The organism is Citricoccus sp. CH26A, from assembly GCF_000224415.1.
Lineage (GTDB): Bacteria > Actinomycetota > Actinomycetes > Actinomycetales > Micrococcaceae > Citricoccus.
Genome location: NZ_AFXQ01000006.1, coordinates 122,713 through 148,365 on the forward strand (window position 1 = coordinate 122,713; position 25,653 = coordinate 148,365).

17 protein-coding genes and 2 pseudogenes are annotated in these 25,653 nt (G+C 71.6%); 14 read left to right on the forward strand and 5 right to left on the reverse strand.

Annotated elements, in window-relative coordinates; genetic code table 11:
• Positions 1–48: 48 nt before the first annotated feature.
• Both CITRI_RS20485 and tmk read right to left on the reverse strand, forming a co-directional pair.
• Positions 49–1,277, reverse strand: a pseudogene (locus CITRI_RS20485) (DNA polymerase III subunit delta').
• Positions 1,274–2,011: a dTMP kinase gene (tmk, locus tag CITRI_RS0105905; protein WP_050813600.1), complete on the reverse strand. Its 738-nt coding sequence runs from the start codon at positions 2,009–2,011 to the stop codon at positions 1,274–1,276. Before tmk ends, CITRI_RS20485 begins: the two are co-directional and overlap by 4 nt.
• An 80-nt stretch (positions 2,012–2,091) precedes the next feature.
• On the opposite strand from tmk, the gene CITRI_RS0105910 reads away from it, so the two are divergent.
• The 3 genes from CITRI_RS0105910 to CITRI_RS0105920 are packed head-to-tail and all read left to right on the forward strand — an operon-like array spanning position 2,092 to position 4,452.
• On the forward strand, positions 2,092–3,306 hold the full coding sequence (locus tag CITRI_RS0105910; RefSeq protein WP_010143748.1) for a PLP-dependent aspartate aminotransferase family protein: 1,215 nt from the start codon (positions 2,092–2,094) through the stop codon (positions 3,304–3,306).
• A gap of 9 nt (positions 3,307–3,315) precedes the next feature.
• Positions 3,316–3,657: a DUF2516 family protein gene (locus CITRI_RS0105915; RefSeq protein WP_010143749.1), complete on the forward strand. Its 342-nt coding sequence runs from the start codon at positions 3,316–3,318 to the stop codon at positions 3,655–3,657.
• Positions 3,658–3,693: 36 nt separating this feature from the next.
• Positions 3,694–4,452, forward strand: a complete 759-nt coding sequence (locus tag CITRI_RS0105920) for a phosphoglyceromutase (RefSeq protein WP_010143750.1) — start codon at positions 3,694–3,696, stop codon at positions 4,450–4,452.
• Positions 4,453–4,548: 96 nt separating this feature from the next.
• Here CITRI_RS0105920 and phoU read toward each other — a convergent pair whose 3' ends face one another.
• Positions 4,549–5,208 carry a phosphate signaling complex protein PhoU gene (gene phoU / locus CITRI_RS0105925; protein ID WP_010143751.1) on the reverse strand — a complete coding sequence of 220 codons (660 nt, stop codon included), beginning with the start codon at positions 5,206–5,208 and terminating at the stop codon, positions 4,549–4,551.
• Between the two features lie 257 nt (positions 5,209–5,465).
• Here phoU and CITRI_RS16525 point away from each other — a divergent pair.
• Together CITRI_RS16525 and CITRI_RS0105935 are read left to right on the forward strand one after the other, a co-directional pair.
• Positions 5,466–6,604 (forward strand): annotated as a pseudogene (locus tag CITRI_RS16525) (sensor histidine kinase).
• Entirely contained in the window at positions 6,601–7,281 is a 681-nt protein-coding gene (locus CITRI_RS0105935; protein WP_010143753.1) for a response regulator transcription factor, read from the forward strand. The pseudogene CITRI_RS16525 and the gene CITRI_RS0105935 overlap by 4 nt, the downstream one beginning before the upstream one ends.
• Positions 7,282–7,453: 172 nt before the next feature.
• On the opposite strand, the gene CITRI_RS16530 is transcribed toward CITRI_RS0105935, so the two are convergent.
• A complete protein-coding gene (locus CITRI_RS16530) occupies positions 7,454–8,008 on the reverse strand; it encodes a hypothetical protein (RefSeq protein WP_010143754.1) in 555 nt (184 codons plus the stop codon).
• Between the two features lie 261 nt (positions 8,009–8,269).
• On the opposite strand from CITRI_RS16530, the gene CITRI_RS0105945 reads away from it, so the two are divergent.
• From CITRI_RS0105945 to glgX, 6 genes are all read left to right on the forward strand, one after another.
• Positions 8,270–8,752 carry a CarD family transcriptional regulator gene (locus tag CITRI_RS0105945; protein ID WP_029139081.1) on the forward strand — a complete coding sequence of 161 codons (483 nt, stop codon included), beginning with the start codon at positions 8,270–8,272 and terminating at the stop codon, positions 8,750–8,752.
• Between the two features lie 112 nt (positions 8,753–8,864).
• Complete coding sequence (locus tag CITRI_RS0105950; protein ID WP_010143757.1) at positions 8,865–9,677, forward strand: 2-C-methyl-D-erythritol 4-phosphate cytidylyltransferase; 813 nt, start codon at positions 8,865–8,867, stop codon at positions 9,675–9,677.
• Positions 9,674–10,177, forward strand: coding sequence for a 2-C-methyl-D-erythritol 2,4-cyclodiphosphate synthase (ispF, locus tag CITRI_RS0105955; protein ID WP_010143758.1), 504 nt, complete (start codon positions 9,674–9,676; stop codon positions 10,175–10,177). Before CITRI_RS0105950 ends, ispF begins: the two co-directional genes overlap by 4 nt.
• A gap of 9 nt (positions 10,178–10,186) precedes the next feature.
• The gene (gene cysS / locus CITRI_RS0105960) at positions 10,187–11,689 is read left to right on the forward strand and encodes a cysteine--tRNA ligase (RefSeq protein ID WP_010143759.1); all 1,503 of its coding nucleotides are present in this window, start codon (positions 10,187–10,189) and stop codon (positions 11,687–11,689) included.
• A gap of 70 nt (positions 11,690–11,759) precedes the next feature.
• On the forward strand, positions 11,760–12,776 hold the full coding sequence (gene rlmB, locus CITRI_RS0105965; protein ID WP_010143760.1) for a 23S rRNA (guanosine(2251)-2'-O)-methyltransferase RlmB: 1,017 nt from the start codon (positions 11,760–11,762) through the stop codon (positions 12,774–12,776).
• Between the two features lie 5 nt (positions 12,777–12,781).
• Entirely contained in the window at positions 12,782–14,947 is a 2,166-nt protein-coding gene (gene glgX / locus CITRI_RS0105970) for a glycogen debranching protein GlgX (RefSeq protein WP_141565981.1), read from the forward strand.
• Positions 14,948–15,063: 116 nt separating this feature from the next.
• On the opposite strand, the gene glgP is transcribed toward glgX, so the two are convergent.
• A complete protein-coding gene (gene glgP / locus CITRI_RS0105975) occupies positions 15,064–17,697 on the reverse strand; it encodes an alpha-glucan family phosphorylase (protein ID WP_010143762.1) in 2,634 nt (877 codons plus the stop codon).
• 219 nt (positions 17,698–17,916) lie between these two features.
• On the opposite strand from glgP, the gene CITRI_RS0105980 reads away from it, so the two are divergent.
• The 3 genes from CITRI_RS0105980 to glgB all read left to right on the forward strand — a co-directional run.
• Positions 17,917–20,037, forward strand: a complete 2,121-nt coding sequence (locus CITRI_RS0105980) for an alpha-1,4-glucan--maltose-1-phosphate maltosyltransferase (protein ID WP_010143763.1) — start codon at positions 17,917–17,919, stop codon at positions 20,035–20,037.
• A gap of 90 nt (positions 20,038–20,127) precedes the next feature.
• Positions 20,128–21,936: a maltose alpha-D-glucosyltransferase gene (treS, locus tag CITRI_RS0105985; RefSeq protein ID WP_010143765.1), complete on the forward strand. Its 1,809-nt coding sequence runs from the start codon at positions 20,128–20,130 to the stop codon at positions 21,934–21,936.
• A partial coding sequence (glgB, locus tag CITRI_RS16535; RefSeq protein WP_010143766.1) for a 1,4-alpha-glucan branching protein GlgB occupies positions 21,933–25,653 on the forward strand: 3,721 nt, incomplete at its 3' end. The genes treS and glgB, both read left to right, overlap by 4 nt.

Consider the following 25,653-nt stretch of genomic DNA (forward strand, 5'->3'; position numbering starts at 1 on the left):
CCGAGGGGGCGGAGGGAAGCACGGGGACTCTGGCGCACGCGGGGCCTCTCAGGGATGGTCGGGCGGTCGTCGGTCGAGGATCCGGTCCGGCAGGAAGCTGGTGGCCATCGCCTCGAGCGCCAACAGGGGCGGGACATTGCCGGCCAGCCGGCGCCGGGCCGTGGAGACGGCGTCGATCCGCTCCACGGTGCGTTCCGGGGAGGCGGCCCGGGCATAGGAGGCCAGCTCGTCGCGCAGGTGCTCGTTGACCAGTTCGGCGTCGGTGCCCAGCTGCAGGGCCAGCACGTCCCGGAACAGTCCCGTGAGGTCGATCATGGCCCGGTCCAGGGTGTCGTGCACGGCACGCTTGTTCCGCGCCGTCTGGGCGTCCTCGAGCCTCTTGACGTGGTGGCGCAGCTTGGCGGGAACCTTTTCGTCCTCGGCCAGGCCGAGGGACCGCAGCAGGTTCCGCCGTTCCTCGGCGTTGCGGACCTCGGCGGAGGAGGCGGCCTCCTGCTGGGTGACCTCCACGAGCTCCTTGGCCATCGCCACGGCGTCCGAGGTGGCCTTGACGCGCAGGGGCAGGTGCACCACGGACTCGCGGCGGGACCGCGATCCCTCGTCCCGGGCCAGGCGCCGGGCCATGCCCACGTGGGACTGGGAGGCCCGGGCGGCGAACAGGGCCAGGTCCGGGTCCAGGCCGTCGCGTTCCACCAGCAGGTCCGCCACCGCCCGCACGGCGGGGATCCGCAGGCCCACCTGGCGGCACCGGGACCGGATGGTGACCAGCACGTCGGCGGGGAGGGGGCGCACAGCATCCAGACGGTCCGCTCGGGCGGTTCCTCGATCGCCTTGAGCAGCACGTTCGTGGCCCGCTCCGTCATCCGGTCCGCGTCCTCCATGATGAAGATGCGCCAGCGCCCGGAGGTGGGACGGTCCTGGGCGAGCGCGATCAGGTCGCGGACCTCGTCGATCTTGTAGGTGACGTTCTCGGTGGCCAGCACCTTCACGTCCGCGTGGGTCCCGGCGGCGACGGTCAGGCAGGCGTGGCAGCTGCCGCAGCCCCGCCGCTCCGGGTCCTCGACCTCGCACTGCAGCGCCTGGGCGAAGGCCCGGGCCGCGTTGGACCGGCCGGATCCCGGCGGGCCGGTGAACAGCCAGGCGTGCGTGGGCCGGTCCGCCGCGGCGGCCCGGGACAACTGCTCGACGGCGGCCTGCTGGCCGGCCAGGTCGGCCCAGGCCGGCGCCAGGGCGACCGGGGCGGTCTGGTCCGCGGGGACGGGGGAGGGCGCGGTCATGACCGGCTCCCCTCGGACGGTGTCCCGTCGGTGGCCATCGCCCCGGAGCGGTCCCGCTGGCCCAGGAGTCCGGTGACCCGCTCCAGCACCTCATCGGCCAGCTCCGGAACCGGCCGCGCGGCGTCCAGCACCAGGTACCGGCCCGGGTCGGCGGCCGCACGGTCGGTGAAGGCCGCCCGGATGCGCGCGTGGAAGGACTCCGGCTCGGACTCCATCCGGTCCGGCCCGGCGCCCCCGGCCGACTGCTCGCGCAGGGCCCGCCGCGCGGCGGCCGTGCCGGTGGCCACGTCCAGCAGGACCGTGAGGTCCGGGTGCAGTCCGTCGGTGGCCCACTCGTTCAGCTGCGCCACCGTCTCGGTACCGAGGTCCCGTCCGGCGCCCTGGTAGGCCACGGAGGAGTCCACGTAGCGGTCGGTGACCACGATCCGCCCGTCCGCCAGGGCCGGGACCACCAGCTGGCGCACGTGCGCAGACCGGGAGGCGGCGAACATCAGGGCCTCGGTGACGGCGTCGATGGGGGCATACCGCGGATCCAGGACGAGCTCGCGGAGCCGCTCGCCGATGTCGGTCCCGCCCGGTTCGCGGGTCGGCAGCACGTCGTGGCCGGCGGCCCGGAGGCGCTCGACCAGCAACCGGGCCTGGGTGGACTTGCCCGAACCGTCCCCGCCCTCGAAGGCGATGAACACGCCCCGCCCTCGGGTTCCGGGGACGGTGGCAGCAGGCGTCTCAGTCACCGATCCAGCCTACCGGCGGCGGCGTCACGGTGCCGAACGATCCACGGCGCGGGCCCGGCGGCGGACGTACGATGTGGCCCATGCATCCCGAAACCCTCTTGGTCAGTGCCGCCCGTCCCGCGAAGGAGGTCGACGCGCCCGTCAACGAGCCCGTGCACCTCACCTCCACCTTCGTGGGATGGGAGGCCGGGGGTGGTGCCGACCGCCGGGTCTACGGCCGGATGTCCAACCCCTCCTGGGACGGACCCGAGGAGCTGCTGGCCGCGCTCGAGGGGGTGCCGGACCCACAGTCCACCCCGGCCCTGCTGTTCTCCTCCGGCATGGCCGCGATCGCCGCGGCACTGCACCTGGTCCCGGTCGGCGCACGCGTCATCGCACCGCAGCACGCCTACAACGGCCTGACCTCGCTGCTGGAGAGCATGGGCGACTCCGGCCGGCTGAGCGTCGACCAGGTGGACATCACGGACACCGCGGCGGTCGTCGGAGCGCTCGAGGGGGCCTCGATCCTGTGGCTCGAGTCCCCGACCAACCCGATGCTGGAGGTCGCGGACCTGCCCGCGCTCACCGAGGCCGCGCACGCGGCCGGGGCGCTCGTCGTCGTGGACAACACCTTCGCCACGCCCCTGGTGCAGCGTCCGCTCGACCTCGGGGCCGACGTCGTGGTGCACTCCGTGACCAAGTACCTGGCCGGGCACTCCGACGTGGTGATGGGCGCGGCCGTCACCGCCGACCCGGAGCTGCAGGCCAGGCTGCACGCCCACCGGACCCTGCACGGGGCCATCGCCGGGCCGATGGAGGCCTTCCTGGCGCTGCGCGGGATGCGCACCCTCGCCCTGCGCCTGGAGCGCTCGCAGGCCAACGCGGCCGAGCTGGCCCGCCGGGCGGAGGCGGCCCGGCGCGAGGGCACCCTGCCGATCGCCGCCGTGCGCTACCCGGGACTGGCGGGGCACCCGCAGCACGCCCTGGCGGCGCGGCAGATGCACGGTGGCTTCGGTTCCGTGCTGACCGTCGAGGTCGCCGCCGGCCGCGGTGAGGACGGGGCCGATCCGGCCGAGGACGAGTCCGCGGCCGCGGCCGACGCCGCGGTGCGGGCCCTGCGGCTGTGGGTGCCGGCCACCTCGCTGGGCGGTGTGGAGTCGCTCGTCGAGCGCCGGCGTCGCTTCGCCGCGGAGCCGAGGACCGTGCCCGCCGGGCTGCTGCGGCTCAGTTGCGGGATCGAGCACGTGGACGACCTGTGGGACGACCTCGTGCAGGCACTGCGCGCCGCCGCGGCCGAGGACCGCGCCCACCGCTAGGCTGTCCCCATGAGCGCCTGGATCCTGGTCACCTCCATCGAGAACTGGTTGTACATCGCACTGTCGGTGGTGGCCGTGGTCCTCGAGGTCTGGGCGCTGGGCGACTGCCTGACCCGGCCCGCCCACCAGTTCGAGCGCTCCGGCCAGAAGCAGAAGTCGTTCTGGCTGATCCTCACCGGCGTGGCCGGCGTGGTCGGGGTCCTGACGTTCCTGGGCTCCATCAGCAGCCTCGGCGCCGGCTTCGGCCTGTTCCAGATCGCGGCCCTGTGCGTGGCCGCCGTGTACCTGGCCGGACCGCGCACCGAGCTGAAGATGTTCGGCCGGGGAGGCCCGTCGCACTACGGCTACTGACCGTTCCGGGCTTCGGGCCGCCTATAGGATGTGCCCATGGCTGAGACCCCGTACAAGCTCGTCCTGCTGCGGCATGGCCAGAGCGACTGGAATGAGAAGAACCTGTTCACCGGCTGGGTGGACGTCCCCCTGACCGAGAAGGGCCGCCGGGAGGCGGTCCGCGGCGGTGAGCTGCTCTCCGAGGAGGGGCTGCTGCCGGACGTGCTGTACACCTCGCTGCTCAAGCGCGCCATCACCACCGCCAACCTGGCCCTCGAGGCCGCCGACCGGCAGTGGATCCCGGTCAAGCGCGACTGGCGGCTGAACGAGCGCCACTACGGCGCCCTGCAGGGCAAGGACAAGGCCGAGATCCGCGAGGAGTTCGGCGAGGATCAGTTCATGGTCTGGCGCCGGTCCTATGACACCCCGCCGCCGGTGCTCGACGACTCCTCCGAGTGGTCCCAGTCCGGGGACCCGCGCTACGCCGACCTGGGCGAGGACGCCCCGCGCACCGAGTGCCTCAAGGACGTGGTGACCCGCCTGCTGCCCTACTGGGAGTCCGAGATCGTGCCGGACCTCAAGGCCGGCAAGACCGTGCTCATCGCCGCCCACGGCAATTCGCTGCGGGCCCTGGTCAAGCACCTGGACGGCATCTCCGACGAGGACATCGCCGGGCTGAACATCCCCACCGGCATCCCGCTGTACTACGAGCTGGACGAGGACCTCAAGCCGATCACGGCGCACGGGCGCTACCTGGACCCGGAGGCCGCCGCCGCCGGCGCTGCCGCCGTGGCCGCCCAGGGGGCCCAGAAGTAGACCGGATCCCGCACCGACGACGACGGCCGTCACCTTCCGCGGAAGGCGACGGCCGTCGTCGTCGGTGGGGCCGGTCGCGGCCCGGGCCGCGACGGGTCAGTCGATCTCGATGACGGGCTCCCACTCGCCGGTGGCGAGGTAGGTGACCTTGCGGGCCACGGAGACACCGTGGTCGGCGAAGCGCTCGAAGAACCGCGAGGCCAGCGTGACGTCCGCGGTGGTGGCACCGCTGGCGTTCCAGCCGGCCGAGTTCACGGTCTTGAAGTTCTTCGCGTGGAGCTCGTTGATGGCCACGTTGTGCTTGACGATCTCCTGGGCGTGGACCGTGTCGTGGGTGGCCAGCAGCTTCTCGACCTCGGTGGCCACGGCCACGCAGTGGTCGGCCATCTGCCGGAAGTCCTCGCGGACCGGCTCCGGGGCGGCCAGGTCCGGGTAGCGGCGGCGGGCCTGCTGGGCGATGTGCCGGGCCAGGTCGCCCATGCGCTCCAGCGAGGAGCTCATCCGCAGGGCACCCACCACGGAGCGCAGGTCGGTGGCCACCGGGCCCTGCAGGGCCAGCAGCTCGATGGCCTTCTCGTCCACGGAGGTCTGCAGGTAGTCGATCCTGGCGTCCTCGGAGATGACGGCCTCGGCCAGCTCCACGTCCGCGGTCTCGAAGGCGGTCCGCGCCTTCTCCATGGCCTCGCGGACCAGGCCGGCGATCTCCACCAGCTGGTCGCCCAGGGCCTTCAGGTCGGCTTGGAACAGTTCACGCATGGATGGTCCCTCTTTTCCGGTCAATGGGCTCGGGAATGTCCCGGCGGCGCAGGGCGCCGGCACCCCGGACGGGGCACGGGGCCTCGGTCATCCTTCCCAGGGAAGATGAACAGTCGTTGAACCGCGGGAACGTTCCGGTGCCAGTATGCCCTGCGCCGGGCACGGGGTGCGCGGTGGGTAGTCTGGACCGCGTGACGGATCCCGTGGTGGTTGGAGTGGTGTGCGGCCTCATCGGCCTCGTGCTGGGCGTGCTGTCCATGGTCGCCTTCCGCATCTCCGAGCGCAGCCGCGCCGTGCACCTGACCGTGGGCGAGCCCAGCATCCCGGACGGTGCCGCCGAGGTCCTGTCCGTCATCGGCCGGGCCTACGTGGTGGTCGACGCCGTCAACGGGGTGGTCCGAGCCAACCCCTCCGCCTACGCCTTCGGCCTGGTGCGGGGCCACAGCCTGGCCCATGACGAACTGCTCGAGCTCACCGACCGCGTCCGCGCCGACGGGATCATCGTGGACCGCCGCTACGAGCTGCCCCGGGGCCCGGTCGGCCAGGGCATCCTGGTCGTGCAGCTGCGCGTGGCGCCCCTGGCGGACGAGTACATCCTGATCCTCGCCGACGACCGCTCCGAGATCTCCCGGACCGAGGCCATGCGCCACGACTTCGTGGTCAACGTCTCCCACGAGCTGAAGACCCCGGTCGGCGCCATCTCGTTGCTGGCCGAGGCCATCGACGGCGCCGCCGACGACGAGGTGGCCGTGCGCCGCTTCGCGGGCCGGCTCAGCGTGGAGTCCACCCGTCTGGCCGCCCTGGTGCAGGACATCATCGAACTGTCCCGGCTCCAGGCCAAGGACACCGTGCGGGCGGGGCAGCCGGTCGACCTCAACCGGGTGGTCGGCGAGGCCGTGGACCGCTCCCGGTTGCCGGCGGAGGCCCGCAACATCGACATCAAGGTGGCCGGCCGGATCGAGTCCACGGTGCACGGGGACCCGGACCAGCTGATGACCGCCCTGCGGAACCTGATCGACAACGCCGTGCGCTACTCCCCGGAGGGCACCACGGTGGGCGTCGGGCTGAAGTCGGTCCGCGGCCTGGCCCAGATCTCGGTGACCGACCAGGGGGTCGGGATCCCGGAGGACGAACAGGACCGGATCTTCGAGCGGTTCTACCGGATCGACGCCGCCAGGTCGCGCCAGACGGGCGGTACCGGTCTCGGACTGAGCATCGTCAAACATGTAATCTCGAATCATGGGGGGAAGTGACCGTCTGGTCACAGCCGGGCCGGGGCTCGACGTTCACGGTCCGCCTCCCGGAGATGGAACCCGACGCTGGTGTGCAGCTCGGCAGGTCAGTGGAAGCACGGGGTGGCAACGCGCCTGCCGCCGGGGAAGGAGCCCAGTCGTGAGCCGGATTCTGATCGTGGAGGACGAGGAGTCGTTCAGCGACCCGCTGTCCTACCTGCTCGGCAAGGAGGGCTTCGAGGTGGAGGTCGTGGCCGACGGCCACGAGGCGATCGTGGAATTCGACCGGGCCGGGGCCGACCTGGTGCTCCTGGACCTGATGCTGCCCGGCCAGTCCGGCACGGAGGTCTGCCGCCAGCTGCGCCAGCGCTCCAACGTCCCCGTCATCATGCTCACTGCGAAGGACTCCGAGATCGACAAGGTGGTCGGACTGGAGCTCGGTGCGGACGACTACGTCACCAAGCCCTACTCCTCCCGTGAGCTGGTCGCCCGCATCCGCGCGGTGCTGCGCCGCCAGGGGGAGCCCGAGGAGCTCATCAGCTCGACCGTCCAGGCCGGACCCGTCCGGATGGACATCGAGCGCCACGTCGTCTCCGTGAACGGGGAGCAGGTGTCCCTGCCGCTGAAGGAATTCGAGCTGCTGGAGATGCTCCTGCGCAACTCCGGCCGCGTGCTGACCCGGGGCCAGCTGATCGACCGTGTCTGGGGGTCGGACTACGTGGGGGACACCAAGACCCTGGACGTCCACGTCAAGCGACTGCGCGGCAAGATCGAGCCCGATCCCTCCCACCCGAAGTACCTCGTGACCGTGCGCGGGCTCGGCTACAAGTTCGAGCCCTGAGGGGCGCCCGGCGCCGGGGACGCGACGGCCTGTCCGTCGGCCACCGGTGCCGCGGACCGGAGCCCGACGGCAGGACGCCGCGGGCGCCGGTCACCGACGGCGAAGGGCCGGCACCGTGCGGTGCCGGCCCTTCGCCGTCGTGCTGGTTGACCGGCGCCCCGTGGGGCGGTGGTCAGTGGCCGCCTTCCTCGGCGGCCGGGGTCTCGTAGAGGTGGGCGCCGGGGCTCGCGTCCGCACCGCCGGGCACGAACGGACGGTACTCCGGCAGGGTGCCGTCCAGGATGGTGACGTCGACCTGCTCGGTGGCGGTCTCGGCGCCGCCGGTGACCTCGACGGTCGCCTCGACCATGCCGCCGGGGAAGCCACCCGAGCTCGGGATGACCTGCTCGTTGGCGGGGTCCTCGAGCTTGAGGGACTCGCCGGCCGGGACGGAGAACCGGGTCTCGGTGCCGTCCACCGTGATGCTCACCTCGAGGTTCTCCTCGGAGGTGTCCGCGGCGATGGTGCCGATGTAGCGGGCCTCCGTGTCCGGACCGCTGGTGATCAGCGCGACGTTGCGCAGCTCGGCCTCGCCGACATTGGCCACGATGCCGTCCGACGGGGCGTACTGCAGGGTAGTGGCCTGCTGGTTGATGGCGCTGCAGCCGGTGGCGCCCAGCAGGGCGACGGCAGCCAGTCCGGCCACGGCGGCATTGCGGGCAGTGGCCTTGCGGGCGGCGAGCTTCACGGTGGGATCTCCTCGGGTGCGGACAAAGTGCGCGGGGGCCATCCGCCGGTGCCGACGGCACGGCAGATGACAGGGCGCGGTGCTGACACGAGACTACCGTACCGGCCCCTCCCCTCCCGCTGCGCGACGGGGGCGTGACGCGGTCGGGGGACGGTCCACCGGGGGCGAATTGTGTCCGTTCCCGCCGCGGGCGCAAGCATCGACACGCGCTCCGAAAATGTGACGTGGTAAACTTTGCCGGAGTGAAAGGGGACCACTCACATGGTTTTTGAGGTCGGAGAAACTGTTGTTTACCCCCACCACGGTGCGGCCCGGATCGAGGAGATCAAGATGCGCACCGTCAAGGGTGAAGAGAAGATGTACCTCAAGCTGAAGGTGGCCCAGGGCGACCTGACGATCGAGGTGCCGGCGGAGAACGTGGACCTGGTCGGGGTGCGGGACATCGTGGACGGTGAGGGCCTCGAGGAGGTCTTCCGCGTGCTCCAGGCGGAGTTCACCGAGGAGCCCACCAACTGGTCGCGCCGCTACAAGGCCAACCTGGAGAAGCTGGCCTCCGGGGACGTCATCAAGGTGGCCGAGGTCGTGCGCGACCTGTGGCGACGGGACCAGGACCGCGGACTGTCCGCCGGGGAGAAGCGCATGCTGGCCAAGGCCCGCCAGGTGCTCGTCTCGGAGCTGGCCCTGGCCAAGAAGACCTCCGAGGACGAGGCCACCGAGCTGCTGGACGAGACCCTCGCCGCCTGAGGGGCAGTGGACTCGCAGCCCCTCGCGCCGCTTCCGTCCCGGCCCCGGTCAGACCCCGATCACCGAGTCGGTCCGGTCCGGCGAACGAGCGGACTGAACCTAGACTGACAGCATGCGTTCGACCCTGTTGATCGTGGCCGCCGGAAGCGGCTCCCGCCTGCAGGCCGGCCTGCACAAGGCGCTCGTGGACCTCGGCGACGGCCGCAGCCTGTTGCAGCACTGCCTGGACTCGGTGGCGCGCGCCGCTGATGCCGCCGCCCTCGACCTGGCCGGGATCGTGGTGGTCGTGCCACCCGATCCCCGCGCCGCCGAACCGCTGGAACAGGTGTGCCGGGACTTCGCCGCCCGGACCGGGCTGACCGTGCAGGCCGTGCCGGGCGGAGCCGAGCGCGCCGACTCGGTGCGGGCCGGACTCGCGGCGGTCCGTGCCGGTGCCGTGGCGGACAGCACGGCCGGCCCGTTCGGCCGCCACGCCGTCCTCGTCCATGACGCCGCCCGGCCGTTCGTCCCCCCGGCGGTGTTCCGCGCGGTGACCGCCGCGCTGGAGGCCGGCGCGGTCGCCGTCGTGCCCGGCCTGCCGGTGGTGGACACCATCAAGACCGTCTCCGTGCCGGGTGCTCCCGGTGAGCGGGCCGCGCCGGACATCGAGGAGGGGTCGGGCCTGGACCACGAACCGGAATGGGTGACCGGGACCCCGTCCCGGTCGACGCTGCGCGCCGTCCAGACCCCCCAGGGATTCGACCTGACCGCCCTGGAGGCCGCGCACCGTGCGGCCGCCGGTGGCCCCGCGCTGACCGATGACGCGATGGTGATGGAGGCGGCCGGACACGGGGTCGCCGTGGTACCCGGTGACCCGCTGGGGTTCAAGGTGACCACGCCCCTGGACCTGGTGCTGGCCAGGGCCCTGCTGCAGGAGGACCGATGACCGACCGAGAGCCCCCGATCCTGCCCCGTAGCGGGATCGGGACCGACGTCCACGCCTTCGCCCCGGAGGGCGCGGACCGCCCGCTGTGGGTGGCCGGCCTGCACTGGCCCGGCGAGCCCGGCCTCTCCGGGCACTCGGACGGGGACGTGGTCGCCCACGCGCTGTGCGACGCCCTGTTCTCCGCCGCCGGGATCGGTGACCTGGGACAGCACTTCGGGACCTCGCGCCCGGAATGGTCCGGGGCTGCCGGGACCACGCTGCTCGCCGAGGCCTCGCGACTGGTCCGGGAGGCCGGATTCGGGGTCGGCAACGCGTCCGTCCAGCTGATCGGCAACCGGCCGAAGGTCGGAACGCGCCGTGCCGAGGCCGAACGGGTGCTGTCCGAGGCGGCCGGTGCGCCGGTCGCGGTCTCCGGCACCACCACGGACGCCCTCGGGTTCACCGGGCGCGGGGAGGGGCTGGCCGCGGTGGCCACCGCCCTGGTCTACCGGCTGGACTAGAGTCTCACCGTGGCACAACGCTTCTATGACACCAGGACCGCGACGGTACGGGACTTCGTCCCCCTGACCGAGGGCGAGGTCTCCCTCTACTACTGCGGTGCCACCGTGCAGGGCATGCCCCACGTGGGCCACGTGCGCTCGGCGATCGTCTTCGACATCCTGGTCCGCTGGCTCGAGCACACCGGGCTGAGGGTCACGTCCGTCCGCAACGTCACGGACATCGACGACAAGATCCTGGAGAAGTCCGCCGCCTCCTACGCGCCGGACTTCGAGGAGGACGACCTCTACCCCTCCGAGGAGCCGTGGTTCGCCCTCGCCTACCGCTTCGAGCAGGAGTTCGCCCGGGCCTACGCCACGCTCGGGGTCCGCCGGCCCACCTACGAACCGCGGGCCACCGGGCACATCCCCGAGATGTTCGAGCTCATCCAGCGCCTCGTGGACGCCGGCCACGCCTACCCGGCCGCCGACGGCTCGGGGGACGTGTACTTCGACGTGCGCTCCTGGACCGCCTACGGCGAGCTCACCCGCCAGCGGGTGGAGGACATGCAGGACGCGCCCGACGCCGACCCGCGCGGCAAGCGCGATCCCCGCGACTTCGCGCTGTGGAAGGGGGCCAAGGACTCCGACCCCCGGACGGCGACCTGGCAGTCACCGTGGGGTCGCGGCCGGCCGGGCTGGCACCTGGAGTGCTCGGCGATGGCGACCAAGTACCTGGGGTCCCGGTTCGACATCCACGGCGGGGGACTGGACCTGCGCTTCCCGCACCACGAGAACGAGCTGGCCCAGTCGGCCGCCGCCGGGGACGGGTTCGCGAACTTCTGGCTGCACAACGGCATGGTCACCTACGAGGGCGAGAAGATGTCCAAGTCGGTGGGCAACACGATCTCCCCGGAGGAGATGCTCTCCCTGGCCCGGCCCAAGGCGGTCCGGTACTTCCTGGGCCAGGCCCATTACCGGTCCCCGCTGGACTACCGCCCGACGTCCCTGCAGGAGGCGGAGGCCGCCGTGGAGCGGATCGAGGCCTTCCTGGACCGCGGCGCCGACGTGGTGGCCGACGCCCAGCTGCAGCGCGAGGAGGCCGCGGCGGCCGGGGACGGCCAGGCCGTGGAGGCCGTCTACGTGGCCGCGTTCAGCAGCGTGCCGCCGGCCTTCCGCGCCGCCATGGAGGACGACCTCAACGTCCCGCAGGCCCTGGCCGTCCTGCACGACTCCGTCCGGGCCGGCAACACCGCGCTGGCCGCCGGTGACGTGGCGGCGGTCGAGGAGCACTACGCGGACGTCCAGTCCATGGTGGAGGTCCTGGGCCTGGACGACGTCCCCGAGCCGCAGGCCGGGACCGACCCGGCCGCGCAGCACGCCCTCGACACCCTCATCCGCGCCCAGCTCGACGCCCGGGCCGCGGCCCGGGCCGCCAAGGACTGGACCACCGCGGACGCCATCCGGGACACCCTGGCCGCGGCCGGTGTCGTGGTGGAGGACTCGGCCGACGGCGCCCGCTGGTCCCTGCAGTAGGGGCCGGTCCCGGTGGTGCGGGGCCGTAGACTGGGGCAGTCCCCTCCCTCGCCAGAAAGGCACCACCGACATGGCCGCAGCACCACGCTCCGGATCCTCCCGCGGCAACAGCGGGAAGAAGGGCCCCCTGAAGGGCACCGGTGGACACGGCCGGAAGGCGCTGGAGGGCAAGGGCCCCACGCCCAAGGCCGAGGACCGCGTCTACCACAAGGCCCACCGGACCAAGCAGCTGGCCGAGCGTTCCTCGGCCAAGCGCGGCGGGACGCGCAACACCCGTTCCCGCCACGGTGACGAGACCGTGGCCGGGCGGAACTCCGTGGTCGAGGCCCTGCGCGCGTCCATCCCGGCCAAGGCGCTGCACGTGGCCACCCGGGTGGAGATGGACGAGCGGGTCCGGGAGGCCCTCAAGCTCGCCGCGGAGCGCGGGGTGCCGGTGCTGGAGAACAGCAAGGCCGAACTGGACCGGATGACGGACGACGCCATCCACCAGGGCCTCGTGCTGCAGGTGCCGCCCTACGAGTACGCCGATGCGCTCGGCCTCGCCCGGCAGGCCGTGCAGAAGTGGGAGAAGGGCTACCAGGCGGCCCCGCCGCTGCTCATCGCACTGGACGGGATCACGGATCCGCGGAACCTGGGCGCGATCATCCGTTCCGCCTCCGCGTTCTCCGCGGACGGCATCGTGGTGCCCTCCCGCCGGTCGGTGGGCGTGACCGCCACGGCCTGGAAGACCTCGGCCGGTGCCGCGGTGCGCGTCCCCGTGGCGCAGGCCGGCAACCTCAACACCGCCCTGCAGGAGTTCAAGAAGCTCGGCATCTTCGTCCTGGGCCTCGACGGCGGCGGTGACCAGTCCCTGCCCGGGCTGCCGCTGGCCACGGAGCCGGTGTGCCTGGTGGTCGGCTCGGAGGGCAAGGGCCTGTCCCGGCTGGTCCGGGAGAACTGCGACCAGATCGTCTCCATCCCGATCGCCTCGGACATGGAATCGCTGAACGCCTCGATGGCCGTGGGCATCTCGCTGTACGAGATCGCCGTCCAGCGGTCCGGGCACCGGCCGGCTGCCGAGGGGGCGGTCCAGGAGGAAACCGCCTGATGCCCATGACCCCTCGGCCCAGCGGCGGCGTCCCGGCCGGGCTGCGCGGCGCCAGCGGCCACCGGTCCCGGGCGTTCCCGCTGGGCGTGGCCGACTCGGTTCCCGGCGTGGTGGACGTCCCCGGGGCGGCCAACGTGGCCGTGTACGCCCCCGGCCTGTCCGCGGTGGACGTCGTCTTCACCGATCCGGACTTCCCGCCGGACGCCGTCCCCACCTCGGTCGACCTGCGCCGTGCACCCCTGTACGACGTCACGGACCACGTCCACCACGGGACCATCCATGGGCTGGGGTATGGAAGCCTCTACGCCTTCGTCGCCCGTGACCGGCGCATTCCCGGGGTCTGGAAGGTCCGCAGGCGGTCCTCGGGCAAGGTGCACGACCTGCCGCAGTTGCTGATCGATCCGTACGGGGACGCCGTCGTGGAGCGCGAGGGCCGGTACTGGTCGGTGCGGGTTCCCCCGGACTTCGACTGGGGCGGCGTCCAGAAGCCGCACGTTCCGCTGCGGGACACGGTCGTCTACGAGGCCCACGTCATCGGCCAGACCAAGCTGCACCCCGGGATCCCGGAGGAACTGCGGGGGACCTACGCGGGACTGGCCCACCCCGTCATGGTGGAGTACCTGAGGAACCTGGGGGTGACCGCCGTCGAGCTGCTGCCCATCCACCACCACCGGGACGAGTCCCACCTCCAGCGCCTGGGCCTGGAGAACTACTGGGGGTACAACACCGTCAGCTTCTTCGGGCCGCACCCCGGTTACGCGACCGCCGCCGCGCAGGCGGCCGGACCCCAGGCCGTGCAGGACGAGGTCAAGGGCATGGTCAAGCTGCTGCACGCGGCCGGGATCGAGGTGATCCTGGACGTCGTCTACAACCACACCGCGGAGGAGGGACCCGGTGGTCCGGTCTTCTGCTGGCGCGGGCTGGGGGAGCAGCACTACTACCGCCATGACGCCATGGGCCGGTACCTGGACACCACCGGCTGCGGGAACTCCCTGGACTTCAGCGACCCCCAGGTGGTCCGGATGGCCCTGGACTCCTTGCGGCGCTGGGTGAGCGACTTCCAGGTGGACGGCTTCCGCTTCGACCTCGCCGTGACGATGTGCCGGGACGGCGCCCACCACTTCACCAGCCACCACCCGTTCCTCGTGGCCGCCCAGGCGGACCCCGTGCTGGCGGGGACCAAGCTGATCGCTGAGCCCTGGGACGTGGGCATCGGCGGGTGGCAGACCGGCAACTTCCCCCTCGGCTGGGCGGACTGGAACGACCGCTTCCGCGACGTGGTGCGGGACTTCTGGGTGGCCGACCGCGGCGCCATGGAGCACGGTGGCGCCGGGGGGTCCACCGCCCGGCTGGCCGACTGTCTGGCCGGCTCCGCCGCCCTGTTCGCTGGGTCCGGACGGTCCGCCCTGGCCTCGGTGAACATCGTCACCACGCACGATGGCTTCACCCTGCGGGACCTGGTCTCCTACAACGAGAAGCACAACGAGGCCAACGGGGAGGACAACCGGGACGGCAACTCGCACAACCGGTCCTACAACCACGGGGTGGAGGGTCCGACCGACGACGAGGACATCCGCGACTCCCGGTCCCAGACGGCCCGGAACCTGATGGCCACGCTCATGCTCTCCCTCGGGGTCCCCCTGATCACCGCCGGGGACGAGATCGGCAGGACCCAGCGGGGGAACAACAACGCCTACTGCCAGAACAACGAGATCTCCTGGACCGACTGGGACCTCGGCGAGCGCCAGCAGCGCATGCTGTCCACCACGCGCCGGCTGATCGCGATCCGCAAGGAGTTCCTGGCCGGGCAGCCCTACACGTACCCGGCCCGCGATCCCGGGTACCTGATGTGGTTCAACGCCCAGGGCGTGCCGATGGCCCACGACGAGTGGTCGGACCCGTCCCATCGCCTGCTGCAGCTGCTCGTGGGGGTCCCCGGCGGGCTGAGCAAGGGGCTGATCGTCTTCAACGGGGGACTGTCCAAGTCCTGGTTCCACCTGCCCACCCCGGACGAGCTCCGCGGCATCACGGACCCCACGGGGGCGGACCTGCGGACGTTCACCCTGCAGCTGTCCACGTCCCACTACGGCGACCTGCGCCGCGGCGCCCTGTTCTCCCCGGGGGAGACGGACATGATCGAGGGCAACTCGATCTCCGTCTACTCCGTCTGACCGGCCTGCTGCGGCCACCCCACACCGCACGGCAGGTCGAGGGATGACGCAGACCCGGTGGCATCACCGGATCCAGGCCATCCGTCGACCTCCGGATGCCGGGCGGAGAGGGCGGGTCAGCCCGCGTTGACCACCAGGGCCATCTCCGCCGGGGACGCCAGCAGCTCGTGCTGCGGAAGCACGCGCACCGAGTACCCGAAGGCACCGGAACGGTCGATCACGAGCGAGCCGGTGAACTGCCACCGGCCCCCGCCCAGGTCCTCGGCCGGGGCCAGCTCGAGGGTGGCCGTGTCCAGGAGCCGGTCCTCCTCCAGGCTGCCGGCGGGGGTGGCGGAGACCCGGCCGTACACGGCCTGGACGCAGACGTCGGCCGGCTGCAGGTCGCCCAGGCTGACGTACGCGGAGACCTGCAGCTCGTCGCCGATCTGGGGTTCCTCGCGCACGCCGAGGGAGTCCACGTGCTCCACGACCACCTGGCCGAACGCGGCGCGGACCCGGGTCTTCCAGGCCGCCAGCTCGCGGGCCCTCGCGTAGTCGTCGGCGTCCAGGGTCCGGCCGGCGGCGGCGGCCGGGCGGTAGAGCTCGTTGACGTAGTCCTGGACCATCCGGTCGGCGGACATCGCCGGGCCCAGGGTGGCCATGGTGTGCTTGACCATCGCCAGCCACTGGTGCGGGATACCGTCCCGGGAGGCCCGGGACGGCCCGGCCGCACCGGCCTGGTCCGAGTCCTCGGCGGCGTAGAACCGGGGCACCAGCTGGGTCTCGAGCAGGTCGTAGAGGGCGGCCGCCTCGACGTCGTCCCGTTCCTCGGCGCTGGCGGCGGAGGAGGCGGAGGGGATGGCCCAGCCGTTCTCGCCGTCATACATCTCGTCCCACCAGCCGTCCAGCACGGACAGGTTCAGCCCGCCGTTCATGGCCACCTTCATGCCCGAGGTCCCGCAGGCCTCGAGCGGGCGCAGCGGGTTGTTCAGCCACACGTCGCACCCGGGCATCAGGGTGGAGGCCATCTGGATGTCGTAGTTCGGCAGGAACGCGATCCGGTGACGGACCTCCGGGTCGTCGGCGAACCGGACCATCTCCTGGATCATCAGCTTGCCCTGCTCGTCGGCCGGGTGCGACTTGCCGGCCACCACGAGCTGGATGGGGTGCTCGGGGTCCAGCAGCAGCCGCTTGAGCCGCTCCGGATCCCGCAGCATCAGGGTCAGGCGCTTGTACGTGGGGACCCGCCGGGCGAAGCCGATGGTCATCACGTCCTCGTCCAGCACGTTCTCGGTCCAGGCCACCTCGGCCGCCGAGGCACCGCGCTTGAGCCACGAGGACCGCAACCGGGCGCGGACGTCCCGGACCAGGGCCCGGCGCAGCGTCCGGCGCATCTCCCAGAGCTCCTCGTCGGGGACCTCGAAGACCCGCTCCCAGTCGTGTCCGGCCACCGCGGAGGTGCCGAACAGTTCGATGGCCCGGTCCGATACGGTGCTGGACACCCAGGTGGGGGCGTGGACGCCGTTGGTGATCGAGGTGATGGGCACCTCGTCGGCGTCGAAGCCCGGCCACAGGCCCTTGAACATCTCGCGCGAGACCACCCCGTGCAGCTTGGCCACGCCGTTGGCCCGCTGGCCCAGCCGCAGGCCCATGACGGCCATGTTGTGCACCTCGTGGTCACCGCCCACGTAGTCCTCCGCGCCGAGGGCCATGATGCGCTCCACCGGGACGTGTGGGGCCAGGCCGGCACGGAGGAACTGCTCCACGAGGTGCCGGTCGAAGCGGTCGATGCCGGCGGGCACGGGGGTGTGCGTGGTGAACACGGTGGACGCCCGCACGGAGGACAGCGAGGCCTCCCAGTCCAGCCCGGCCGCCATGAGCTCCTCGATGCGCTCGATGCCCTGGAACCCGGCGTGGCCCTCGTTCGTGTGGTAGACGCCGGGGGCGTCCGTGCCCGTCAGCCGGCAGTACTGCCGCAGCGCCCGTACCCCGCCCATGCCCAGCAGCAGTTCCTGCTGCAGGCGCTGGTCACCGCCGCCGCCGTACAACCGGTCGGTGATGGAGCGGGCGGTGTCGTCGTTGGCCGGGACGTTGGAGTCCAGCAGCAGCAGCGGGACGCGCCCGACGTCGGCCCGCCACACCTGGGCGTGCAGGGTGCGGTTGCCGGGGATCGGCAGGGACACCAGCGCCGGGGAGCCGTCCTGCTCCTTGAGCAGCGTCAGCGGCAGGTTGTCCGGGTCCAGCACCGGATAGGTCTCCTGCTGCCAGGCATCGCGGGAGAGCGACTGCTTGAAGTACCCGGACTGGTAGAGCAGCCCGACGCCGATGACCGGCACGCCGAGGTCCGAGGCGGACTTGAGGTGGTCACCGGCCAGGATGCCCAGGCCGCCGGAGTACTGGGGCAGCACGGCCGTGATGCCGAACTCGGGGGAGAAGTACGCGATCGGCCGGGGCGCCGGCTCCACGCCGGCGACCTCGTGCTGGAACCACCGGTCCTCGGACAGGTAGCGGTCGAGGTCCCGGGTGGCCGCGGCCACCCGCTGCACGATCGACTCGTCGGCGGCCAGCTCGGTGAGCCGGGCCCGGTCGAAGGAGCCCAGCAGGGCCACGGGGTCCTGGTTCAGCTCGTCCCAGGCCTGCGGGTCGAGGTCGCGGAACAGGGCCTTGGTCTGGGGGTGCCAGGACCACCGCAGGTTGGTGGCCAGGCGGCTCAGTCCCGCGATGGACTCGGGCAGGTGGGTACGAACGGTAAACCGACGGATAGCCTTCACAGGCCCTCATTATCCACGGTCCAGCGGCCCGTTCCGGGCACCGGGTGAATCCCGGTCGACACCCGGTCGACGCCGGGTCGACCACCGGGTGAACCCTCTGCCCGCGGGCCCCGCGACCACGTCATGCGCGGTCGCCGCCGGATATGTCGTTGGCCAGCCGAGCATCGCACCGGTAACGTCGACCGCGTGGGAGCTTCCAGGAATGCCATCACTGCCCCGATGTTCCGCTCCGAGGTCAGGGTCGGCCGCATCCCCGTCACGGGTGTGCAGCCGGTCATCGACTGCGGCGCCCACCCGGCCAAGGCCGTGGTGGGAGAGGACATCCCCGTGCGCGCCACCGTGTTCCGCGAGGGACACGACCGGCTCGGTGCCACGGCCGTGCTCTACGGACCCTCCGGGTCCGAGGTGCACCGCGTGCGCATGACCGAGGGAGCGCCCGGACTGGACGAGTACCGGGCCGTCCTGCGTCCGGTGGACATCGGTCCGCACGTCTTCGTCATCGAGGGCTGGTCCGACCCCGTCGCCACCTGGCAGCACGCGGCGACCGTGAAGATCGCGGCGGGGATCGACGTCGAGCTGATGCTGGCCGAGGGCGGTGCCCTGTTCCGCCGGGCGGCCGAGGACCCGGACCGCTCCGAGACGGACCGCGCCGTCCTGGCCCGCGCCGTGCGCGGCCTCGAGGACACCACGCGCGACGTGGCCGAACGGCTCGCCGCGGCCGATGACCCGGACCTGGCGGAGGTCCTGGCCGCCCGCCCGATCCGCGAGTTCGTCTCGCCCTCGACCGAGTACCCCCTGGACGTGCAGCGCGCCCTGGCCGGCCGGGGCGCCTGGTACGAGTTCTTCCCCCGGTCCGAGGGCGCGGTCTACCACCCGGAATCGGGGACCTGGACCTCGGGCGATTTCACGACGGCGGCCGAGCGGCTCCCGGCGATCGCCCGGATGGGCTTCGACGTCGTCTACCTGCCCCCGATCCACCCGATCGGCCGCGCCCACCGCAAGGGACCCAACAACACCCTCACGGCCGGGCCGCAGGACCCGGGCTCGCCGTGGGCCATCGGCTCGGAGGAGGGTGGCCACGACGCGATCCACCCCGAGCTCGGCTCGGTGCAGGACTTCGGCCGCTTCGTCGCCCGCGCGGAGGAACTGGGCATGGAGGTCGCCCTGGACCTGGCCCTGCAGTGCTCCCCGGACCACCCGTGGGTCAGCGAGCACCCCGAATGGTTCACCACCCGGGTGGACGGCTCGATCGCCTACGCGGAGAACCCGCCGAAGAAGTACCAGGACATCTACCCGTTGAACTTCGACAACGACCCGCGCGGACTGCGCCGGGCCGTGCTGCGGGTCGTGGAGCTGTGGGTGGCCCGCGGCGTGAAGATCTTCCGGGTGGACAACCCGCACACCAAGCCCCTGTGGTTCTGGGAGTGGCTGATCGCCAAGGTGCACCGCCGTCACCCCGAGGTGGTCTTCCTCGCGGAGGCCTTCACCCGCCCGGCCATGATGCACGCCCTGGGCCGGGCCGGGTACCAGCAGTCCTACTCCTACTTCACGTGGCGGAACACCCGGGACGAGATCGCCGAGTACCTCCATGAGGTCACCGCCGAGACGGCGGCGTTCTACCGGCCGAACTTCTTCGTCAACACCCCGGACATCCTCACCGAGTACCTGCAGTTCGGCGGGCCCGCGGCCTTCAAGATCCGGGCCGTGCTCGCCGCGCTGTCCAACCCCCTGTGGGGCATGTACTCCGGTTACGAGCTGTACGAGCACGTGGCCCGTCCGGGCGCGGAGGAGTACATCGACAACGAGAAGTACGAGTTCCGGCCCCGCGACTACGCCGCGGCCGAGGCAGAGGGGCGCTCGCTGGCCCCCTACCTGACCCGGCTGAACCACATCCGCCGGGCCCACCCGGCCTTCCAGGACCTGCAGAACCTGACCCTGCACGAGGCGGACAACGAGGACATCCTCGTCTTCTCCAAGACCCGCCGGCACCGGGCCGACGGCTGGCACGCCGCGGCGGCGACGGGCACGGAGGACCTGCCCGACGTCGGCCCCGTCTTCCCGGGCGTCGAGGATCCCGCGGCGCTGGTGGAGGGGCTGCCCGGTCACGCGGACACCGTCATCGTGGTGGTCAACTGCAACCCGCACGACGTCAAGGAGGCCACCGCCCACCTGGACCTGGCCGCGCTGGACCTGCGTCCGCAGGACCTGGACGCCGAGGGCCGGTTCGAGGTCGAGGACCTGATCACCGGTGCCCGCTGGCAGTGGTCGGCGCACAACTACGTCCGGTTGGACCCGCACGTCGAGCCGGCCCACGTGCTGCGCGTGGTGCGTCGCGACTGAGCGACCGCAGCGCGCCGAGAGACCACGCCGCGGACCCCGGGGGGATTCGCCGGACCGACGCACGACCCACGACGGAAGACACTGCACCCGATGGCCAATTCGTTCCAGCTCCACACCCACGGGATCTCCCATGACCCGAACTGGTTCCGCACCGCCGTGTTCTACGAGGTCCTCGTACGGGCCTTCCACGACGGCAACGGTGACGGTTCCGGGGACTTCGACGGGCTGATCAACAAGCTGGACTACCTGCAGTGGCTGGGCGTCGACTGCCTCTGGGTGCCGCCGTTCTACCGTTCCCCGTTGCGGGACGGCGGGTACGACGTCGCGGACTTCTACGAGGTCCTGGACGACTTCGGCACCGTCTCCGACTTCAAGCGGCTCGTGGCCGAGGCCCACGCGCGCGGCCTGCGCGTCATCATCGACCTGCCGCTGAACCACACCTCTGACCAGCATCCCTGGTTCCAGGAGTCCCGGTCGGACCCGGACGGGCCGTACGGGGACTTCTACGTCTGGAGCGACACGGACGAGAAGTACGAGGACGCCCGCATCATCTTCGTGGACACCGAGGAGTCGAACTGGAGCTTCGACTCCGTGCGCCGGCAGTTCTTCTGGCACCGGTTCTTCTCCCACCAGCCGGACCTGAACTTCGAGAACCCGGCGGTGATCGAGGCCCTCTACGACGTGGTCCGGTACTGGCTGGACATGGGCGTGGACGGCTTCCGTGCCGATGCGATCCCGTACCTCTACGAGGAGGACGGCACGGACTGTGAGAACGACCCGCGCACCCACGTGTTCCTGCGGGACCTGCGGACCATGGTGGACGCGGAGTACCCGGGCCGGGTGATCATCGCCGAGGCCAACCAGCCGCCGCAGGACGTGGTCGACTACTTCGGGTCCGAGGAGGACCCGGAGTGCCACATGTGCTTCCACTTCCCGATCATGCCGAAGATCTTCTACGCGCTGCGCGACCACAAGGCCACCGCCATCCTGGAGGCCATCGCCGAGACCCCGCAGATCCCGGCCGGTTCGCAGTGGGGGACCTTCCTGCGCAACCACGACGAGCTGACCCTGGAGATGGTCACGCCCGAGGAACGCCAGGCCATGCTCGGCTGGTACGCCCCGGACTCGAGGATGCGCGCCAACGTCGGCATCCGCCGCCGGCTGGCGTCCCTGCTGGACAACAACCGCTCCGAGCTCGAGCTGATCCACGGGTTGCTGCTGTCCTTGCCGGGCTCGCCGTTCCTGTACTACGGGGACGAGCTGGGCATGGGGGACAACATCTGGCTGCCGGACCGTGATGCCTCACGCACCCCGATGCAGTGGAACCCGGACCGCAATGCCGGGTTCTCCGACGCCGACCCCGGCAAGCTCTACCTGCCGGTCATCCAGTCCCTCGTCTACCACTACAACCACGTCAACGTGGAGGCACAGCTGGCCTCGAACGGCTCCCTGCTGCACTGGGTCCGGGAGACGCTGGCCGTGCGCAAGCGCCACCCCGTCTTCGGGCTGGGCGACTTCACGATGGTCGACGCCGAGGCCGAACAGGTCCTCGCCTTCGTCCGGGACCTGCCGATCAGTGACGACGAGGACCTGTACCCCGAGACCGTGCTGTGCGTGTTCAACCTGTCCCCGGACCCGGTGGCCACGTGGCTGAGCGTGCCGGGGTACGAGGGGCGGGGCCTGCGGGACGTGTTCGGTGGCCGGGCCTTCCTGGACATCGGGGAGGACGGCCGCCTGCCGGTCACCTTGCCGGGACACGGGTTCTTCTGGCTGCGCCTGCGCACCGGGCCGGACCTGATGGGCGGGACGGACCGGACCGCGCTCGCCGGCAAGCGAAACCCCTACACGACCGCCCTTCCCGTGATCACCCCCGAGATGTCCGCAGGGAGCGTCCGATGACCACTGAACAGAACTCCTCCGCCTCCTTCCCCGAGCTGCTCTCCGCCTGGCTGCCGTCCCAGCGCTGGTTCCCGGTGCGCGGCACCTTCGACCTGCACCGGGTCGGCGGGATCCGGCTGACGGCCAGCCGGGAGGACGTCCAGCTCCAGCTGCAGGTGGTGACGGCCGGACGGGACGACGACACCGTGACCCTGTCCGTGCCCGTGGCCATCCGCGAGGAACCGCTCGAGGGCGGGGATGCCGCGCTGATCGGACGCTGGGACACCGCCTCCGGGCCCCGCTGGGTCTACGACGGCACGCACGACCCGGAGTTCGTGGCCGCCTGGCTCGAGATGATGCGGCGCGAACTGCCCACGGCGGACCGGCGGTCCGCAGGGCACGCCTACGCGGGCTTCGAGGAGTGGCCCGCCTTCCACGCCGACACCCTGCGGGCCCGGTTGCTGCAGGGCGAGCAGTCCAACACCTCCGTCGTCATCGAGGCCGGTCCCGGCACGCTGATCCTCAAGTTCTTCCGCGTCCTGGCCGCCGGAGCCAACCCCGACGTCGAGATCGGCCTGGCGCTGTCCGCCGCCGGCTCCAGCGAGGTCCCGGTGACGTACGGCTCGGTCACGGCGGGGTGGCGTGGCACGCCGGAGGAGTGGGTCTCGGGCCAGGCCTGCGTCCTGCGCGAGTTCATCACCGGGTCGAGGGACGCCTGGCGGGTGGCCACCGAGGCCGCCGAGGCCGGGGAGGACTTCCTCGCCGAGGCCACGGGGATCGGCGAGGCCACGGGCCGGTTGCACCTGGCCCTCGCCGAGGCCCTCGGAACGCGCTCCGTGCCCACCGGCACCGGCCGGGCGCCCCAGGTCCTGTCCGAACTGGCCACCCGGATCGAGTGGGGCTGGCGCGAGGCCGCCGCGACCGTCGGGGAGGACCTGGCGGACCGCGTGGAGCAGGTCCTCACCTCGCTGCGCTCGGCGGACGCGGCGGCCGGGTTGCCGCCCCTGCAGCGGATCCACGCCGACTACCACCTCGGCCAGGTGCTCGCCTCCGACGCCGACGGCACGACCCGCTGGACGGTGTTGGACTTCGAGGGAGAACCACTGCGGGAGGCCGAGGAACGCTCCGGCTGGGACCTGCGGCTGCGGGACGTCGTCGGGATGCTGCGGTCCTTCGACTACGCCGGTGCGCTGGCCGGGACCCCGGAGTGGACCGCCGGGACGCAGCGGGCCTTCCTGGCAGGCTACGGGCGCACCGTGGGAGAGCCGGTGGACACGGCCTCGACGGTCTTCACCGCCCTGCTGCTGGACAAGGCCCTGTACGAGACGGTCTACGAGCTGCGTCACCGGCCGGACTGGGTCGAGGTCCCCGCCGCGGCCGTCCGGCGGGCCCTCGGCCGGGGCGCGGCCTCCGCCGGGACCGTGGCAGCCACGCCCACGCGGGATACGGTGGAGAGAGTCATCGAGGGTGAACCCCAGGAGGACACCATGCACGCCGAGAACACCGAATCAACGACGCCGGACGCTCCGGCCCCCGCCGCGGCGCCGTCCGCCGCGGCACCCGGGAGCGCCGCAACCGGGGCCGCCGCCGCGGGAGAGACCGGGAGCCCCGCCCCCCTGGGGGTGCGCACGGAGGTGCTGACCGCCGTCGCCCACGGCCGGTACCACCAGCCCCACGAGGTCCTCGGGGCGCACCTGGACGATGCCGGCACCGTCACCTTCCGCGTCCTGCGGCCGATGGCGGAGGAGGTGTCCGTCCGGACCGACGATGGCACCGTGGTCCCGTTGCGCCACGAACTCGAGGGCATCTGGGTGGGGACGCTGCCGGCCACGCACCCGGGCCGGGTACCGGGGTACCGGATCCTCGTGTCCTTCCCCGGCCTGGACGCCGCCGAGCAGGACGACCCGTACCGGTACCTGCCCACGGTGGGTGAACTGGACCAGCACCTGTTCCGCGAGGGACGGCACGAGACCCTGTGGACCGTCCTGGGTTCCCGGGTCCGTCACTACTCGTCCCCCCAGGGAGAGATCACCGGCACCTCCTTCGCGGTGTGGGCCCCCAACGCCCAGGCCGTCCGGGTCAAGGGCGACTTCAACGGCTGGGACGGGCACCAGCACGCCATGCGCTCCCTGGGTGACTCCGGGATCTGGGAGATCTTCGTCCCCGGTATCGGCGCCGGGACCGTGTACAAGTACGCGATCCTCGGCCACGACGGGCACTGGCGGGACAAGGCCGACCCCATGGCCCGCTGGACCGAGGTGCCCCCGGCGACCGGTTCGCGGGTGGACGACTCCCGGTACGTCTTCGGCGACCAGGACTGGATGGAGCAGCGGGCGAGCACGGATCCGCACGACGGGCCGATGAGCATCTACGAGGTGCACGCCGGGTCCTGGCGTCCGGGCCTGAGCTACCGCGAGATGGCCGATCAGCTCGTGGAGTACGTTTCCTGGCAGGGGTTCACCCACGTGGAGTTCATGCCCGTGGCCGAGCACCCCTTCGGCGGGTCCTGGGGTTACCAGGTCTCCGGTTACTACGCACCGACCTCACGGTTCGGCACCCCGGACGACTTCAAGTACCTGGTGGACCGCCTCCACCAGGCCGGTATCGGCGTCCTGCTGGACTGGGTGCCCGCCCACTTCCCCAAGGACGAGTGGGCGCTGGCGAAGTTCGACGGCACGCCGCTCTACGAGTACGCGGACCCGCGCAAGGGGGAGCACCCGGACTGGGGCACCCTGGTGTTCGACTACGGCCGAACCGAGGTGCGCAACTTCCTGGTGGCCAATGCGCTGTACTGGCTCGAGGAGTTCCACATCGACGGGCTGCGGGTGGATGCCGTGGCCTCGATGCTCTACCTCGACTACTCCCGGGAGGACGGGGAATGGATCCCCAACATCCACGGGGGCAACCACAACCTCGAGGCGATCAGCTTCCTGCAGGAGGCCACGGCCACGGCCTACAAGCGCAACCCCGGAACGGTCATGGTCGCGGAGGAGTCCACCGCGTTCTCGGGTGTCACGGCACCCACCGACCAGGACGGGCTCGGCTTCGGCCTGAAGTGGAACATGGGCTGGATGCACGACTCGCTCCAGTACATGTCCGAGGACCCGGTGAACCGGCGCTGGCACCACAACGAGATGACCTTCTCCCTCGTCTATGCGTGGAGCGAGAATTTCGTGCTGCCGCTCTCGCACGACGAGGTGGTCCACGGCAAGGGCTCGCTGCTGCGGAAGATGCCCGGCGACCGCTGGCAGCAACTGGCGTCCCTGCGCGCCTACTACGGATTCATGTGGGCCCACCCGGGCAAGCAGCTGCTCTTCATGGGATCCGAGTTCGGGCAGGAGTCCGAGTGGAAGGAATCCCACGGGCTGGACTGGTGGCTCACCGAGAACCTTCAGCACAAGGGGCTGATGAAGGCAGTGCGGGACCTCAACATGGTCTACCGCAACGCTCCGGAGCTCTGGAGCCAGGACAACGACCCGGCAGGTTTCCAGTGGATCGACCAGAACGACGGCGACCGCAACCTGTTCTCCTTCATCCGCTGGTCCGCGCCCGGTGCGGACGGCGAGGAGGCCCGCCCCCTGGTGTGCGTCACGAACTTCGCCGGCCATCCCCACCACGACGTCCGTCTCGGGCTGCCACTCGCGGGGGAGTGGGAGGAGGTGCTCAACACGGACGCCGAGACCTACGGGGGCTCGGGCGTGGGCAACCACGGGACCATCACCGCCGACGGTGAGCGGT